An 18,434-nucleotide genomic window follows, 5' to 3' on the forward strand; every position below is an offset into this window, starting at 1 on the left:
GGGTAGATTGGGGAAGGTTTCTTTCGTTCTATAGTTGTATCAAATATATTAATTTTTTCTTACAAATTATCAAATGGACTTTTATAATAAATCCAAACTCTCTTAAAACAAAAAAACTTCCCTTTTCAGAGAAGTTTTCGTTTATAATTTAAATCGTTTTTTAAACATCATCAAAATCCACCACAATTTCAGCAGAAGTAGGATGTGCTTGACAACTCAAGATTAAACCTTCGGCAATTTCGCTATCGGAGAGGATGGAGTTTTTCTTCATTTGGGCAGTTCCTGATTTTACTCGACAAAGACAACTGCTGCAAATTCCGCCTTGGCAAGAATAAGGAGCATCGATTCCTTGTTTCAGGGCGGCTTCGAGAATGGTTTGTTTTTGCGACATTTCGAAAGTGGTTTCGTCGTCATCTACCGTAATGGAGATTTTGGTGTGTCCTTCGTGAGCACCGGCATCCACATTTTCGACAGCCGAACTAGTAAACAATTCAAACTTAATAGCCGAATCTTGAATGTTGTGTTCCTTCAAAACTTTGGAAACGGTGTTGATCATTTCTTCTGGTCCGCACAAATAGAATTTAGCGAATTCCAGTTCTTTGTGTTTGTTGTTCAAGACAAAATTCACGACCGATTTATCGATTCGACCAAAAAGTGCTCCATCGGCTTTGGCTTGACTATAGACATAATGCACAAACAATCGTCCAGTATATTTCAGTTGTAAATCGTGTAATTCTTGGTGAAAAATAGTTTCTTCTGGCGATTTATTTCCGTAAACTAATACGAAAGAACTTTGTGGTTCGCTTTTCAATACCGATTTCAAGATAGAAATGGCAGGTGTGATGCCGCTTCCGGCTACAAAAGCTGCGTAGTTTTTTAGGTTGTGAATTTCGGGTTCGAAAGTGAATTTTCCTTCCGGTTTTGCGACTTCAAGAACGTCGCCCGCTTTTAGTTTGGTATTGGCAAATTGGGAGAAAGCACCATTTTTTACTGCTTTCACGGCAATTCTCAATTCACCACTTTCAGGCGATGAACAAATAGAATAAGCACGACGAATTTCTTGTCCGTCCAGCGTCAATCTTAAGTTAACATATTGACCCGCAACGAAAGTATAATGCGATTTGAATTCTTCGGGCACATTAAAAAGTATGGAAACGGCGTCTTTGGTTTCGCGTTTTACTTCTTTTATAATGAGTTTTTTAAATAAAGGCATTGGAATATTTTTTTGCAAATATAGTAAACTGCTAAGGTTTCATAAAATCAATCTAGTTTTAATTAATTACATTGAATACTGTAGTGGAGATGCTTCGTTCCTCAGCATGACAAAATTAAGAAAAAAAATTAGTTAGGGGAAAACATATAAAACTCAACATAATCTGAAACATTTTCTTATTTTTATGGTTAATTAAACCACTAATAGGGAATAGTATCAATCAACAATACAGCACTAATTTGTCATGCTGAGGAACGAAGCATCTCTACATAACTGATAAATCAACTTTTAATTAAATTAAATGATAGAGTTTCAAGAAGGATATCATACGTATTATGTTTATATTTTAACAAATAAAGCTAAAACCGTTTTGTACACTGGTGTAACAAATAATTTAAAAAACAGGCTTCAACAGCATAAAGATTCCTTAAATCCAAACTCATTTACAGCCAAATATAATGTTCATTTTTTGTTATATTTTGAAAAATTTACTTGGATACAACTGGCAATAGCTAGAGAAAAAGAAATTAAAGGATGGAAAAAAGACAAGAAGATCATATTGATAAAAACAATCAATCCCGAGTTAAATTTCCTTAATAACTTGTTTGAATAATAAAATGGAGATGCTTCGTTCCTCAGCAGGACAAATAAATGAGTGAACTTAAAGCTTGTTTATTTGGAGTCATTTTTTATAAATGTCAAATGTTATTTTGTAACAATTATTTACATTTATCTACTCATACAAAATCAAACGATACAATTATGATTCGAAAATTCCTTTATCTCGAATGGAAGGCTTTTACGAGGTCGGCTTCCTTTGGAACCAATTTGGCTGTAAAAATACTGGTGGGTTTTTTAGCGGTCTATTTCACTTTAGTCTTTTTAGCAATAGGTATTGGTGCGTTTTACATTCTCAAGGAATTAAAACTCGACCCGATAGTCACCATCAATAAATTTATGATTTATTATTTGTTGGTTGATTTAATCATTCGATTGTTGTTGCAGAAAATTCCGGTGATGAACATTCGTCCACTTCTGGTTTTACCCATCAAAAAACCGATCATCGTTCATTTTTCATTGGGGAAAACGGTTTTGTCTTTCTTCAATTTTGTTCATGCTTTTTTCTTTCTTCCTTTTAGCATTGTTTTGATATACAACGGATATGATGTTTTGTCCGTGATTCTTTGGCATACGGCAATGGTTTCCTTGATTTACATCAACAATTTTGTCAATATTCTATTGAGCAATAAGGACAATTTGTTGGCTGTTTTTATTGGAATTGTCGCTACTTTGGGTGGTTTGCAATACTATGGGTTTTTTGACATCACGAGTTATACGAGTCCTTTTTTTGATGCACTTTTCAACACCTATTGGGCTTTTGCTATTCCTGAGATTGGTTTGATAGGGTTGTATTATGTTACATTCCATTATTTCAAAAGTAATTTGTATTTGGATGCGGGACTTTCGAGCAAACACGACATTGCCAAAACAGAAGATTTGACTTGGTTGAATCAATTTGGCACCATTGGAACATTCCTGAAAAACGACATCAAATTGATTAAAAGAAACAAACGATCCAAAACTACTGTAGGAATGAGTGTGATGTTCCTTTTTTATGGTTTGCTTTTTTTTACGAACGGAATTGAAGCTTACAACAATCCGACGATGCATATTTTTGCCGGAATATTTGTTTCTGGAGGATTTTTAATCACTTTCGGACAATTTGTACCGAGTTGGGACAGCGCTTATTACCAATTAATGATGACCCAAAACATTCCTTACAAAGGCTATTTGAGTTCTAAATGGTGGTTGATGGTGATTGCTACGATTGTAACAACCATTATTGCCTCGTTCTATCTTTATTTCGGATGGCAGGTTTATATGACCATTGTTGTGGGAGCGATTTACAACATTGGAGTTAATTCTCATTTGGTTTTGCTTGGTGGCGCATTCACCAAAACGCCCATAGATTTAGATTCTGGAAAAGGAGCTTTTGGCGATAAAAAAGCGTTCAATATAAAAACGATGTTGATATCGATTCCGCAATTGGCTTTGCCTGTTTTAGTGTATTGGATAGGTGCTAAATTAGCGAACGCCAATGTTGGATTAGCATTGATAGCTTTGTTAGGAATTATTGGCTTTGCCTTTAAAAACAAAGCTTTCTCTATGATTGAAAAAATATACAAAACAGAAAAATACGCCACCATAGCTTCATACAAACAAAAATCGTAATTCCGTACAGACGTTGCATGGCAACGTCTGTACACATTGCAATGTTTTTACGGACAAAAAAACAAAACAAAAAATGATAAACGTACAAAACCTTTCAAAAACCTACAACGGAACAACCGTATTAAAAATAGACAGTTTAACAATTCCAAAAGGACAAAGTTTTGGTCTTGTGGGCAATAACGGAGCCGGAAAAACGACTTTTTTCAGTCTAATATTGGATTTAATCCAACCGTCAACGGGACATATTATAAACAATGATGTTCAAGTAAATACTAGTGAAAACTGGAAACCCTTCACCGCTTCTTTTCTTGACGAAAGCTTCTTGATTGGCTATCTCACGCCCGAAGAATATTTCTATTTTATTGGCGATTTACGAGGTCAAAACAAAGCCGATGTGGATGCTTTATTAACTAAACACGAAGAATTTTTTAATGGTGAAATCTTGAAAAACAAAAAATATTTAAGAGATTTATCTAAAGGAAATCAGAAGAAAGTGGGAATTATTGCTACACTAATTGGCAATCCCGAAGTTGTGATTCTCGATGAACCTTTCGCCAATTTAGATCCTACAACGGTTATCCGATTGAAAAAAATAATCAAAGAATTGGCTGAAAATCCAGATGTTACCGTATTGGTTTCGAGTCACGATTTGCTTCACACGGTTGAGGTTTGCGACAGAATTGTTGCACTAAACAAAGGCGAAGTAGTAAAAGACATTCAAACATCGGCAGAAACCTTGCAAGAATTGGAAACGTTTTTTGCGGTTTAAATTTCCATATTTCAAAAAGAAACGTATTTTTACCAGTCATTATACTAAAATGCGCTTTTAAAAGTTAAATGATAAACTGTTTCCCATTGAAAACCAAGATATTTAAACCCATTTTCTTTCTATTATTTCTAATTTTTCTGGTAGCTTGTTCTACCAAGAAAGACACTTTTTTAGCCAGAAACTCCCACGCTTTAAGTACCAGAGACAACATTTTGTATAACGGTCAAATAGCTTTGAATAAAGGAGTTGAAGGTATAAAAAGTAGTAATCAAGATAATTTTTGGAAGCGATTGCCCATCGAAAGAATGCAATTAAAGGATGAAGGTGCTCCACAAGGAAGTTCCAAAAACGCCGATTTCGAAGCTGCAGAAGCCAAAGCTACAAAAGCCATTCAAAAACATTCGATGGTCATTGATGGTCAAGAAAAAAACTACCAAATAGATGAAGCTTATTTGCTTTTAGGAAAAGCACGTTATTATGACCAACGTTTTTTTCCTGCATTGGAAGCCTTCAATTTTATACTTTATAAATATCCTACAAGTAGTAATATCAATCAGGCCAAAATCTGGCGTGAAAAAACCAATATGCGTTTAGGAAACGATGCTCAGGTTATAAAAAATATCTCAAAACTTTTAAAAGAGAAGAAGCTAAAATCACAAGTTGTAGCCGATGCTAATGCGCTTTTGTCTGAATCGTTTTTGAATTTAGAAGAGAAAGACAGTGCCATCGCTAAACTAAAAATTGCCGAAAAAAACACCAAAATTAACGCCGAAAAAGCACGCTATCGCTTTATTCTTGGACAATTGTATCAAGAATTGGGAGTTCGCGACACAGCCTTGATTTATTATCAAGCTGTTATCGATATGAATAGAAAAGTAGATAGAGAATATCTTATTCAGGCTTATGCCAAAAGAGCACAGTTATTCGATTTTGAAAATGGTGACAAAGAATCTTTTGTAAAAACCTATAACAAACTCGTTGCCGACAGAGAGAATCGTCCGTTTTTAGGAACTATTTATTATGAAATGGGCGTTTTTTATGACAAAAAAAACGATCAGGATTTGGCCAAAGAATTTTATAATGCATCCTTAAAAACAAAGTCGCCAGACAATTATTTATTGGCTTCCAATTATAGGAATATCGGGGATATGCACTTTAAAAACACCGATTATTACACAGCAGCTAAGTATTATGACAGTACTTTAGTAAAATTGGATGTTAAAACAAGAGAATACATTCACATCAAAAAAGTGCGAAAAGATTTAGATGAAGTTATTGAATTTGAATCGATTGCAAAAACAAACGACAGCATTTTGAATGTGGTTGCGATGACCGATGCCAATAGAATTTCATACTATGAAGAGTATATTGGTAAATTAAAAAAAGCAGATGAAGCTAAAAAACTTTTAGAAGAAAAGGAAAAAGAAAGGCAAAAAAATATTGATAGAAATAATATTTCTTCTGAAGATGATCCTGCTACAGGAGTTCTACAAGGCGGAAAAGCGCCTCAAAAAAAATCACTTGTACCACCAACAATGGCTGGTGTTTCATCGAATGATGCTTCCAATGTTTTCTATTTTTATAATCCGTCAACGGTAGCTTTTGGAAAGATAGAATTCAAGAAAAAATGGGGAAATAGACCTCTATCAGGAAATTGGAGAATGCCAACTACTAAAACTGATGCCACTACAGACGATAGTAATAACGGCGGAACAACAACCCCAGAAACCCAAGTTGCCGAAACCGAAATGCCTCAATACGCAACCGCATTTTATATCGGAATGCTTCCTAATTCGCAAAAAGAAATTGACAGCATTGCTAAAGAAAGAAACTTTGCATACTATCAACTGGGTGTGATTTACAAAGAAAAATTCAAGGAATATAAATTGGCTAGCAATAAATTGGAGCAATTGTTAAAGCAAAATCCCGAAGAAAAGTTAGTATTGCCTACAATGTATAATTTATATAAAATATATCAAATTACCGATGCTGCCAAGGCTGAGGATATGAAAAATAGAATTTCTAGCCAATATCCAGATTCTCGATATGCACAAATTATTAATAACAAAAATCCTAATACAGTAACCGAATCAGAAACTGCAGAAGCTGAATATGGAAAATGGTATCAATTATATCAGGAAGAACAATTTGTAGTAATACTCGAAAAAATAGATGGTATTATTATACAATATTATGGCAGTGAAATTGTACCAAAATTTGAATTATTAAAAGCAAACACCATCGGGAAACTTAGAGGTTTAGATGCTTATAAAAAAGCAATGCAGTTCGTAGCTGATAATTATTCAACTAGCGAAGAAGGCAAGAACGCTAAAGAAATTCTAACGACTCAAATTCCGTTGTTAGAAAAAATGAATTTTACTAAAACCGAATCTAAAAACTGGAAAGTGCTTTACAAAGTGGGCAAAATAGAGGATAAAGCAACAAAAGCACTTGAAGACAAAATTAAAAAATTCATAGCAAGCGAAAATTTGACAAGACTTAACTATACGTTTGATATTTATACCGAAAAAGAAAATTTCATAACCCTTCAAGGAATAAAATCAGAAGCATATGCTCATAATATTGCCGATATTATGAAGGTTGACAAAAAATATAAAATTACAGAACCAGCTATAGTAATTTCAAGCGACAATTATCAAGTAGTTCAAATCAAGAAAAATTTAGACGAATATTTGTCTCCACCAAAAACGACTGTTGTTCCTACTCAGTCAGTTGCTCCAACACCAGCAGCTCAACAACCACCAGTAAATAATTCTAAAACACCTGATCAAGCAGCGCCACCTGCAAGCAAATCTGCTAGAACAAGACCTCCAGGAGGCGTGCCAAATAGTAGTGGCAATGACAAACCCAATGCAACATCATCGCCTAAACAGTAAATTATGTTTGAAAAAAAATCAAAATCATACACCGAATTTCTGGGGAAAACGAATCGAATTGTTGAAGGAACAATTCTAAAAGGAGATATTATTTCTAATGCCGATTTTAGATTAGATGGAGAACTTACAGGGAATTTTCAAACCAAAGGAAAAATTGTGATAGGCCCAGCAGGAAGTGTAACCGGTGATATTATTTGCAAAAACGCTGATATTGAGGGCAAATTTAAAGGCAAAATTCAAGTGGTAGAAATATTGAACGTGAAAAATAAAGCTAGTATTTACGGCGAAGTAATTTGCGGAAAATTATCAGTAGAACCAGGCGCCGATTTTAGTGCTTCTTGTATCATGAAAACCAATTCCAAAAACACGATTGCAAATGACGGACAACCCCAACCCGAAGAAGCAAACCAATAATAAATGGTTGGCACTCATTAACATTCCTATTCAAATGGGAGCAATCATTTTTTTGTTCGCCTATTTTGGAAATTGGTTGGACGAGAAATACCCCAATTCACATACTATATTTGTCAAAATCCTAACACTAGTTGGGGTTGCCATAGCTTTTTACAACATCAATAGGCAACTGAAAGACATTAATAAATCTTCATAAAATAGTGATGAATTTAAAAAAATACCGCCCCCTAATTGAAGTAGTTTTCCTTTCAATTCTGGTTTATTCAATACACAAATTGGTTTTTTTCTTAAACGAAAACCATCCTAAACTTCAGGGATTTCACTTTCCAATAGAGGTTGTTTATGGGTTTTTCTTTATTTCTTCACTATTAATTATCTTCATACTTATTAAGGTTTATGAAAAAAGTATTGATAACGTAGGATTTACATTTCTTTTGCTAACTTGCTTGAAAATCGGTATTTCATATGTTGTTTTATTACCCATCCTGAATTCGGGAAATCCAAATTTAAGAACCGAAAAAATTGACTTTTTTATCATTTTCGCTCTGTTTTTGACTATAGAAACCATTGTAACTGTCAGAATGTTAAATAATAAGCAATGAATTGACTTTTAAAAGATAAAATTGTTATTTTTTTTATTTAATGTTTTTAACATATTAATTTAAAATGTACCTTTGCACCCAATTTCAGAAAGTACAAATTAAGATAATTAACAGTTATGGTGATTTCAAACAAACCACTTCAATTTATAATAGCGATTTTAATAGCCTGTCTTCCAATAGTTGGTTTAGCCAATAATCCAACGGAACATACGCCAGCACATACTGAAACAACAGCAGTTGCTCACGAAGCTTCGGGTGAACCAAAAGATGAAAAATCAGAAATAAAAGAAAAAATAGACGAGAAAAAAGCACACCACGTTCTTGATGCTCATGAATTTTCTTTATTTGAAGACGAAGAAACTGGAGTTCATTATGGTTTTCCACTACCTATTATATTGTGGGATAATGGAGTTCAAATCTTTTCATCATCAAAATTCAATCACGGAGAATCGGTTGCTGAATCTAACGGAAACTATTATAAATTAGGTCATAACGAAAAAATTTATAAAACCGATGCAGCGGGAACAATGACCGGAGACGAGCATCATCCAACAAATCCACAGGTTTTAGATTTTTCTATAACAAAAAGTGTTTTTTCCATGATGGTTGTTGCACTTTTAATGTTTTTATTGTTTTCAGGATTGGCAAAATCATATGCTAAAAATGGAAGTATTGCTGCTGGAGCAGGTCGTTTCTTCGAGCCAATTGTATTGTATGTTCGTGACGAAATAGCCATTCCAAACATTGGTGAAAAGCACTATAAAAGATATATGAGTTTCTTATTGACTGTGTTTTTCTTTATTTGGTTCCTAAACATTTTTGGATTAACACCACTAGGAATCAATGTTACAGGAAATATTGCCATTACAGCAGGTTTAGCCATTATCACCTTTCTTATTACAACATTTACAGCAAATAAAAATTATTGGGGACACATTTTCTGGATGCCAGGGGTGCCAACACCAATGAAAATAATATTAGCACCAATAGAATTATTGGGGATATTTATTAAACCTTTTGCATTAATGATTCGTTTGTATGCCAATATGATTGCAGGACACATCGTAGTGATGAGTTTGCTTGCTTTGATTTTTATTTTCAATAATATCGGAATGAGTATTTTCTCATTACTGTTAACGTTTATCATTTCAGTAATCGAAATATTAGTTGCCGCATTGCAAGCTTATATTTTCACAATGTTGGCCGCTTTATATTTTGGTTCAGCAGTAGAGGAGCATCATCACGAAGAAGCTCATCATTAAAAAGTGGGAAGTTAGAAGTGGGAAGTTAGAAGTCAATTCTAACCTCAAATTTCTGACCTCTAACCTCAAATTGAATGTTTAATTTTTAATACATATTTTTATGGAAATTCCTAAAATCATTGGAGCAGGATTAGTAGTTATTGGAGCAGGTATTGGTATTGGTAGAATCGGTGGTTCTGCAATGGATGCTATCGCTCGTCAACCAGAAGCTACTGGAAAAATTCAAACAGCTATGCTTATTGCAGCTGCGCTTATTGAAGGTATTGGTTTCGCAGCTTTGTTTGCAGTAAACTAAAAAAGACCAAAAGCTGTAACGGTTGGTTGCAGCTTTTGTTTTAATTTTAAAAACACACATTGTTACAATATAAATTATACTTAAATTAAGATGGAAAAATTGTGGGAAGATTTCGGGTTTGGATTGTTTTTTTGGAACGCCATTATTTTCGTAGGATTAATTTTCTTATTGAAAAAATTTGCTTGGAAACCAATTTTGGATGCTGTTAACGAAAGAGAAGAAGGAATAAAAAATGCCTTGCTTTCTGCCGACAACGCTAGAAAAGAAATGCAAAATCTTCAATCAGACAATCAACGTATTTTGCAAGAAGCAAGATTAGAGCGTGATGCCTTATTGAAAGATGCTCGCGATATGAAAGAAAAAATGGTTGCCGATGCTAAAAATGAAGCTCAAGCTCAAGGTCAAAAAATGATCGAACAAGCAAAAGCTGCTATCGAAAGCGAGAAAAATGCTGCTGTGGCCGAATTGAAACTTCAAGTTTCTACTTTGTCACTTCAAATAGCCGAAAAATTATTAAAAGACGAATTATCTAACAAAGAAGCTCAAGTAAAATTAGTGGAAAAAATGTTAGGCGATGCTAAATTAAACTAATATGGCAAGTACAAGAGCAGCAATTCGTTATGCAAAAGCCATTTTAGAAATAGCAAATTCAAAAAATGCTACTTCTGAGGTAAGCGCCGATATGGCATTGATTGCATCAACAATACAATCGAATTCAGAATTGAATTCTTTTATCCAAAATCCGCTTGTAAGAACGGAGAATAAAAAGGATGTTGTTTCAGAAGTTTTTGCTTCTGTTAATCCAGTTACCCAAAGTATTTTTCAATTGTTATTGGAAAACAAAAGATTCGGAATTTTGGATAGCATTGCAGTAGAATACAACAAATTGTTTGATATTATTAATGGTGTTGAAACAGCAAAAGTTACTACAGCCGTTCCGATGGATGCCGCATTAGAAGCTAAAGTTTTGGCTAAAATTGCAACCATTTCATCAAGCAAAAAAATTACAATTGAAAACATAGTAGATCCTGCTATTATTGGAGGATTTATTTTAAGAATAGGCGATAAGCAATACAATGCTTCTATTGCCGACAGATTACAAGTATTAAAAAGAGAATTAAGTAACTAGTTATTTATAAATAATTATGGCGGAAATTAAACCTGCTGAGATTTCAGCAATATTAAGAAAGCAAGTAGAAGGTTTTGAATCTGGTGCTACATTAGAAGAAGTAGGTTCTGTACTTCAAGTTGGAGATGGTATTGCTCTTGTTTATGGGCTATCAAACGTTCAATACGGTGAATTAGTTGAATTCGAAAACGGATTGGAAGCAATCGTTTTGAATCTTGAAGAAGACAATGTTGGGGTGGTACTTTTAGGACCATCAACAGGAATCAAAGAAGGTTCAACTGTAAAAAGAACACAACGTATCGCCTCTCTTAAAACTGGAGAAGGAATGGTGGGTCGTGTAGTAAACACTTTAGGTCAACCAATTGATGGTAAAGGACCAATCGGTGGTGAATTATTCGAAATGCCATTAGAAAGAAAAGCTCCTGGAGTTATCTTCCGTCAGCCAGTTACCGAACCATTACAAACAGGTATCAAAGCAGTAGATGCAATGATTCCAGTAGGTCGTGGACAACGTGAGTTAGTTATTGGTGACCGTCAAACAGGTAAATCAACTGTTTGTATCGATACTATCTTGAATCAAAAAGAATTTTATGATGCAGGAAAACCTGTATTTTGTATCTATGTTGCCATTGGACAAAAAGCGTCAACGGTAGCAGGAATTGCAAAAATGTTAGAAGAAAAAGGAGCAATGGCTTATACAGTTATTGTTGCTGCTAATGCTTCTGATCCAGCTCCAATGCAAGTATATGCTCCTATGGCAGGTGCTGCAATTGGAGAATATTTCAGAGATTCTGGTCGTCCAGCTTTGATTGTTTATGATGATTTATCTAAACAAGCCGTTGCTTACCGTGAGGTTTCTCTTTTATTAAGAAGACCACCGGGACGTGAGGCATATCCTGGAGACGTTTTCTACTTACACTCTCGTTTATTGGAAAGAGCTTGTAAAGTAATTGCTGATGACAGTATCGCAAAAGATATGAACGATTTACCAGATTCTTTAAAAGGTATCGTAAAAGGTGGTGGTTCATTGACTGCTTTACCAATTATCGAAACTCAGGCTGGTGACGTTTCTGCATACATCCCAACTAACGTAATTTCTATTACTGATGGTCAGATTTTCTTGGATGGAGATTTGTTTAACTCAGGGGTTCGTCCAGCGATTAACGTAGGTATTTCTGTATCTCGTGTTGGAGGTAATGCTCAAATTAAATCAATGAAAAAAGTAGCTGGTACATTAAAATTAGACCAAGCACAATTCCGTGAATTGGAAGCGTTTGCTAAATTTGGTTCTGATTTGGATGCCGTTACTTTGAACGTAATTGAAAAAGGAAAAAGAAACGTAGAGATTTTGAAACAAAATCTAAACGACCCTTATACAGTTGAAAACCAAACTGCCATCATCTATGCAGGTTCTAAAAACTTGTTGAGAAACGTTCCTGTTGATAAAGTAAAAGAATTCGAAAAAGATTACTTAGAATTCTTGAACAACAAAAACAGAGCTACTCTTGATGCATTAAAAGCAGGTAAACTGACTGACGAAATCACAGACGTGTTAGAAGCAGCAGCTAAAGAAGTTTCAGCGAAATATAACTAATTAGGTTCTAGGCTTTAGGTTTTGGGTTATAGTTAATTCTAATAAACCAAGACCTAAAACCAAACAACCCAATACCCATAATAAAATGGCAAATTTAAAGGAAATCCGTAATAGAATTACTTCCATTTCATCGACGATGCAGATTACTGCTGCGATGAAAATGGTTTCTGCAGCAAAGTTGAAGAAGGCTCAAGACGCCATCACAGCCATGCGACCTTATGCCGAAAAACTAACGGAATTATTGCAAAATCTTTCGGCAACTCTTGATGGAGATGCAGGAGGAGAATTCACCAAACAACGTGAACTTAAAAAAATATTGGTTGTAGCGATCACTTCTAATAGAGGTTTGTGTGGCGCTTTTAATACCAATGTAATCAAAGAAGTTAAAAACCGTTCCGATTTTTATGCTGGAAAACAAGTTGATGTTTTTGCCATTGGTAAAAAAGGAAATGATTTATTGAGCAAAACACACACTGTTGTTGACAATCAAAGTCAGGTTTTTGATGCATTAACTTTCGAAAATGTTACCGTTATTGCTGAAGTATTGACTCAAAAATTTGTTTCTGGAGAGTATGACAAAATCGAATTGGTTTACAATCAATTTAAAAATGCAGCGACTCAAATCGTTCAAGTTGAACAATTTTTACCGTTAGCTCCAATACAATCAGATAAGCCAGCTTCAACAGGTGATTATATTTTTGAACCATCAAAAGAAGAAATCGTGTTGACCTTGATTCCAAAATCATTGAAAACACAATTATACAAAGGAGTTAGAGATTCATTTGCATCTGAACACGGAGCGCGTATGACTGCCATGCACAAAGCAACAGACAACGCAACCGAATTGAGAGATCAATTGAAATTGACTTACAACAAAGCCCGTCAAGCGGCGATTACTAACGAAATCTTAGAGATTGTTGGTGGAGCAGAAGCTTTGAAAGGATAATTATTTATTCAATATACATTTAAAAGTCCCGCAATTTGTGGGACTTTTTTTTTGATTTAATGACAGAAAATTTACATAATATTTAATTTAGAAAGAAATCAACACATACTTATCGTTTATCTAACCATAACTTAACGTTGGATGAATTTTAGAGAAATTTGTTAATCTATCAGTAACATTCAAAATTTAGTTTCAAAGTATTTTTGCCGTGAAATTCTAGCAATTTTTAATCAAAAATAGTTCAATGAAATTATCAAAACTTATCGGATTTTTATTTTTAGCCACTTCTGTTTATTCACAAAATGCTATCGTAGCTGAATTATCAGACAATCTTGTAGCAGATGTGACAATTCACACCAATATAGATGATGCTTCTATTATAAAAGGAACCGTAATCGAAGAATCTACAGGAAAACCTTTGCCAGGCGTTCTGGTTGTAATAAAAGACACTAAATTTTCTACTACTACCGATGCTGAAGGTAAATTTTATTTTAGAAAAATGCCAGCTGGTAAATACAATTTAGAGTTTTCGTTTTTCTCATTTTCAACCAAAATTGTTTCCGATGTTGAAGTGATAGATAAAGAAGCCACAGTATTAACGGTTTCTTTGGCTGAAATGAACGGTACATTAGACGAAGTTATTGTAAAAACAACCGTTAAAGCAAAGGCAGAATCAGTACAGTCGCTTTTAACAATGCAAAAAACCAGTGTTCGAGTTTCTGACGGAATTTCGGCCGAAAGCATCAAAAGGACACCAGACAAAACAGCCTCTGATGCATTAAGACGTATTAGTGGGGCCAGTATTCAAAACAATAAATTTATTGTAATACGAGGTTTAAATGACCGATACAACACCACTTATTTGAACGGTTCGCCATTGCCTAGTACAGAACCCGATAGGAAAGCTTTTTCTTTTGATATTTTTCCAACCAATATGCTCGATAATTTAATTATTAATAAAACAGCATCTCCCGATTTGCCTGGAGAGTTTGCAGGAGGAGTTATTGAGATTAACACTAAAATGGCACCAGATAAAGATTTTCAAACTCTGTCTATCGGTGGGGGATACAATACAGTGACCACCGGTAAAACACAAATTAAAGCAAATGATGCCAAAGTGGGATTACCTTCTTATTTTCCGAGTTCAGCAGTTATGTTTGAATTACAAAAACCTCCTAAAACAGAGAACAATATTTTGGCTATTGATGATTTGTCTAAAAAATACCAAACGGATTGGGGAACTAAAGAAGATCAATTCGACCCAAATACTAGTTTTCAGTTAAGTCTTGGTCGTTATTTTAAATTCAATGGAGACCAAAGTCTAGGTTTATTAGCTTCTGTAACGAACAATGTATCTAATGTTTATGCAGATAGAACTCAGAAATTTTATGAAGTTGCAAATGACTTAAGAGAAGATTTTTCAGATAAAAGTTATACTACACAAAGACTTAGTGGTGCTATTTTGAATCTTACTTTAAAAATGAATACTAACAATAAATTTAGTTTCAAAAATTTATACAGTGTCAATACCGAAACTAGATTTACGGATAGATTTGGTACTAAAAACGTAACAGATGTTGAGCCAATAATGTTGATTTCGACCAACCGATTTTTTTCTAGGAACAATATTTATACTGGTCAACTTATAGGAGAGCATTTTTTACCTGACAGCAAAATTAAAATTAACTGGGTAGGTTCCTATAGCAATATAAAAAGGGATATTCCAAGCGAAAGAAGAAATACTTATGAATATATTCAATTTTCAGATGGAACCCAATCAGTACCAACAGCCAACTTTATTATTGGTGTTGTAGGTAAGGATAGTCCAGGTTCTATTTTTACATCATTAAACAAAGAATTTATCTTTAGTACTAAAATTGATGTGAGTAAGAAGATAAATTTTTCAGATGATTTTTCAGCCGATTTTAAAATAGGGGGAATTACTCAATCTCGAAACCGAAAATTTGAAGCTCGCCAATTGGGTTACATTCCTTTTAATGGAACAGTTGGAGGAGTAAGATATGAAACTGTTTCGCCATCAATTACGGTATTGCCAAGTGAAACTATGTTTAATTCTTCGAATATGGGGATTTTGTCAACTTCACCAAAAGTAAGTGGATTGACTCTTTATGACGGTACAAAAGGAAGTGACACTTATGATGCAGAGTCAAATTTGGATGCCGGTTATTTGATGATTGATAATGTGTTTAAAAAACTAAGAGTGGTTTGGGGTGTTCGTGTAGAGAATTATTATCAATTTTTGAATTCTAAAACTATTGAAAACACACCAATAACTGTTGAAGACAAACAATTTGATGTGTTGCCTTCTATAAACTTTATTTATAAACTCACTAAAAATCAAAATATAAGATTAAGTGGTTCAAAAACATTGAATAGACCTGAGTTTAGAGAATTAGCTCCTTTTTTATTCTTTGATAACGAAACCAGATTCAATACATCTGGTAATCCAGAACTGAAAATCACCGAAATATACAATGCCGATTTGAGATACGAGTTTTTTCCAGGAAAAGGGCAGCTGTTTTCAGTGTCTGCGTTTTATAAAGACTTTAAGAATCCAATCGAATTACAAGCCTTGGCCAATAACTCGAATATATATAAAAACGCCAAAAGCGGAACCGATTATGGTGTAGAGTTTGAATTTAGATCCTTATTAAGTACAATGACAGGGATGAAGGAACGCAAATTTTTTGATGATTTGACTCTTTATGCTAATCTTGCTGTAATTCGTTCAAAGGTAGATATTTCTAATTTGTTTGAAACACCATATGCAATTGAAGATACTCCAATGCAAGGCCAGTCACCCTTTGTTCTAAATGCGGGAATACTATACACAAATACTGAGGCTGGCTGGTCGTTTTCAGCCAATTTGAACCGAATAGGAGATAGAATTTCTATTCACGCGAATCAAACATTAGGTAATCCGGTGGCAGGGTTTTGGGAAAAAGCCAGAACTTTATTAGACCTGCAGTTAGCTAAAACATTATTTAATAAAAAGCTTGAATTCAAAATAAACCTTCAAAACGCATTGGCCCAAGATTTGATTTTGTATCAAAACAATTATGAATTATCTTCCACAGCAAATCAGGTCAAAGGATTTAAAGCGTTTACCAACAAAATGATTTTAGGAGATTCACAAAATAAGAATGGCTATGATAGTAGTTATGATGATTTGAATGCAAGAATCAAATTTGGTTCCACCTATTCTTTCACTTTAACGTACTCTTTCTAAGAACTTACATACTTAAAACTCTAAGAGCCTGTTTTTTATAAAACAGGCTCTTAATGTTTACATAACATAATAGTGTCTTTTTTATAACTTTTAGTTTACCCAATATTTACATCACCATCTTAATATTGCTACATAATTTAAACAAACAAAAAATGAAAAAAAATTACTTATTTTCGATGTTATTACTAGTAACATTTACTGGTTTTTCTCAAATTATTACTACTACTTACAGAGGGGCATTTGCACCAGCTCCAGCTGCTATGTGGACAGATATTTGGACAGAATATGACCCTCAAAACAAAGTGTATCCAACACCAACCGTAACTATTTCTACTGATATTACTACCAATACTACTTGGACAGCTGGAAACACTTATTCTTTAGGAGGACAAATTTATGTCAAAAATAATGCTACTTTAACTATTGAGCCAGGAGTAATTATTCGTAGTACTGCACCTGGAGCAGGTTTGTTTATCACTAAAGGAGCAAAACTAATGGCTGAAGGGACCGCTGCCAGCCCAATTGTTTTTACGTCTGGTTATTCTGAAGGGAATAGAAGCAGAGGTGATTGGGGAGGTGTTATTTTGATGGGTAAAGGATCTTACAATATCAATGGCGGAGTAAATAATATTGAAGGTATCGCACCAACAACCGACACACAATATGGTGGAGGTGCTACGCCAGATGATAATGACAATTCAGGTTCTTTGAAATATGTAAGAATAGAGTTTGCTGGTTATACTTATGGAGCTGCAGGAAGTAATACAGAGATTAATGGTTTAACAATGGGAGCTGTTGGTAAAGGAACAACAATTGATTATGTTCAAGTTTCTTATGCCAATGATGATTCTTTCGAATGGTTTGGTGGAGCTGTAAATTGTTCTCACTTAGTTGCTTATAGAGGCTTAGACGATGATTTTGATACCGATAATGGTTTTAGCGGAAGCGTACAATTTTGTTTGGCTATCAAAGAACCAGCTATTGCAGATTCTTCAGACTCTAACTGTTTTGAGTCGGATAACAATTCAACAAGCACGGCTGGAACTAGTTTTACAAGAGCCATTTTCTCTAACTGTACTTTGATAGGACCTTCATATAGAGCCACTTTGCCAGGAGGAGGAGCTTTGGCCATTAGACATAGAAGAGGAGCACACTTAAGAAGAAATACACAACTTCAAGTTTACAATTCTATTTTTATGGATTTTGTTGATGGACTTGTTGTGGATGGAACTACTACCATAACAAATGCTACGAACAATACTTTAAAATTTAAAAGCAATATTATTGCAGGTACAGCAGCAGCAAAAGTAGCTGTAAAAGTAGAATCTCCAGCAACTACTTTCGACGTGGCTACTTGGTTTACAAATAACAACAACACAAGTCAAACGGCTAGCGCTGGATTATTGACATTGCCATACAACACAACAGACGGAAGTCTTTACACAGGATTAGATTACAGACCAGCAGTAGGTTCTATCGCTTTATCAGGTGCTGATTTTACTAATTTGGGAACAGATAAATTTGTTTCGAACGCTGAATTTTCTTTGGAAGTTTATCCAAATCCAGTAGTAAACAGTTTCAAACTAAATTACAGTTCTTCAAGCAACGAAGATGTAAAAGTAGCTACTTATGACATTACAGGGAAATTAGTAGAATCTATTAATGTTAAATATGCAGACATTAATGACCAAGAAATGGGTAACAATTATAATGCAGGTGTTTACATCCTGGTTTTGAAACAAGGAGACATCAATAAATCAGTTAAGGTTATCAAAAAATAATTCAAACCGTTTTATAAATCTAAAAAGTCTCGCATTTGCGAGACTTTTTT

General features: G+C 34.2%; 15 protein-coding genes. 14 read left to right on the plus strand and 1 reads right to left on the minus strand.

Features of this window, described 5'->3' with window-relative positions:
* Positions 1-160: 160 nt before the first annotated feature.
* Complete coding sequence (locus C3L50_RS08955; protein WP_103805836.1) at positions 161-1,213, minus strand: ferredoxin--NADP reductase; 1,053 nt, start codon at positions 1,211-1,213, stop codon at positions 161-163.
* A gap of 301 nt (positions 1,214-1,514) precedes the next feature.
* On the opposite strand from C3L50_RS08955, the gene C3L50_RS08960 reads away from it, so the two are divergent.
* From C3L50_RS08960 to C3L50_RS09030, 14 genes are all read left to right on the plus strand, one after another.
* Positions 1,515-1,826: a GIY-YIG nuclease family protein gene (locus C3L50_RS08960; RefSeq protein ID WP_103805837.1), complete on the plus strand. Its 312-nt coding sequence runs from the start codon at positions 1,515-1,517 to the stop codon at positions 1,824-1,826.
* 149 nt (positions 1,827-1,975) lie between these two features.
* Positions 1,976-3,445, plus strand: coding sequence for a DUF5687 family protein (locus C3L50_RS08965; protein WP_103805838.1), 1,470 nt, complete (start codon positions 1,976-1,978; stop codon positions 3,443-3,445).
* A 73-nt stretch (positions 3,446-3,518) separates the two neighbouring features.
* A complete protein-coding gene (locus tag C3L50_RS08970; RefSeq protein WP_103805839.1) occupies positions 3,519-4,214 on the plus strand; it encodes an ABC transporter ATP-binding protein in 696 nt (231 codons plus the stop codon).
* Positions 4,215-4,282: 68 nt separating this feature from the next.
* Positions 4,283-7,111 carry a type IX secretion system periplasmic lipoprotein PorW/SprE gene (porW, locus tag C3L50_RS08975; RefSeq protein WP_108723449.1) on the plus strand — a complete coding sequence of 943 codons (2,829 nt, stop codon included), beginning with the start codon at positions 4,283-4,285 and terminating at the stop codon, positions 7,109-7,111.
* A 3-nt stretch (positions 7,112-7,114) separates the two neighbouring features.
* Positions 7,115-7,525 (plus strand): bactofilin family protein, encoded by a 411-nt coding sequence (locus tag C3L50_RS08980; protein WP_103805840.1) that lies wholly within the window; start codon positions 7,115-7,117, stop codon positions 7,523-7,525.
* Entirely contained in the window at positions 7,488-7,721 is a 234-nt protein-coding gene (locus tag C3L50_RS08985) for an AtpZ/AtpI family protein (protein ID WP_103805841.1), read from the plus strand. Before C3L50_RS08980 ends, C3L50_RS08985 begins: the two co-directional genes overlap by 38 nt.
* 522 nt (positions 7,722-8,243) lie before the next feature.
* The gene (gene atpB, locus C3L50_RS08995; RefSeq protein ID WP_103805843.1) at positions 8,244-9,389 is read left to right on the plus strand and encodes a F0F1 ATP synthase subunit A; all 1,146 of its coding nucleotides are present in this window, start codon (positions 8,244-8,246) and stop codon (positions 9,387-9,389) included.
* A 100-nt stretch (positions 9,390-9,489) separates the two neighbouring features.
* Positions 9,490-9,684 carry an ATP synthase F0 subunit C gene (gene atpE / locus C3L50_RS09000; protein ID WP_103805844.1) on the plus strand — a complete coding sequence of 65 codons (195 nt, stop codon included), beginning with the start codon at positions 9,490-9,492 and terminating at the stop codon, positions 9,682-9,684.
* A 90-nt stretch (positions 9,685-9,774) separates the two neighbouring features.
* On the plus strand, positions 9,775-10,275 hold the full coding sequence (locus C3L50_RS09005; RefSeq protein WP_103805845.1) for a F0F1 ATP synthase subunit B: 501 nt from the start codon (positions 9,775-9,777) through the stop codon (positions 10,273-10,275).
* Between the two features lies 1 nt (position 10,276).
* A complete protein-coding gene (atpH, locus tag C3L50_RS09010; protein ID WP_103805846.1) occupies positions 10,277-10,813 on the plus strand; it encodes an ATP synthase F1 subunit delta in 537 nt (178 codons plus the stop codon).
* A 16-nt stretch (positions 10,814-10,829) separates the two neighbouring features.
* Positions 10,830-12,407, plus strand: a complete 1,578-nt coding sequence (atpA, locus tag C3L50_RS09015; RefSeq protein WP_103805847.1) for a F0F1 ATP synthase subunit alpha — start codon at positions 10,830-10,832, stop codon at positions 12,405-12,407.
* A gap of 85 nt (positions 12,408-12,492) precedes the next feature.
* On the plus strand, positions 12,493-13,353 hold the full coding sequence (gene atpG / locus C3L50_RS09020; protein WP_103805848.1) for an ATP synthase F1 subunit gamma: 861 nt from the start codon (positions 12,493-12,495) through the stop codon (positions 13,351-13,353).
* A 244-nt stretch (positions 13,354-13,597) separates the two neighbouring features.
* On the plus strand, positions 13,598-16,603 hold the full coding sequence (locus tag C3L50_RS09025; RefSeq protein WP_103805849.1) for a TonB-dependent receptor: 3,006 nt from the start codon (positions 13,598-13,600) through the stop codon (positions 16,601-16,603).
* A gap of 152 nt (positions 16,604-16,755) precedes the next feature.
* Positions 16,756-18,384, plus strand: coding sequence for a T9SS type A sorting domain-containing protein (locus C3L50_RS09030; protein ID WP_103805850.1), 1,629 nt, complete (start codon positions 16,756-16,758; stop codon positions 18,382-18,384).
* Positions 18,385-18,434 lie beyond the last annotated feature (50 nt).

It is taken from the genome of Flavobacterium alvei (assembly GCF_002920895.1).
In the GTDB taxonomy this organism is placed as follows: domain Bacteria; phylum Bacteroidota; class Bacteroidia; order Flavobacteriales; family Flavobacteriaceae; genus Flavobacterium; species Flavobacterium alvei.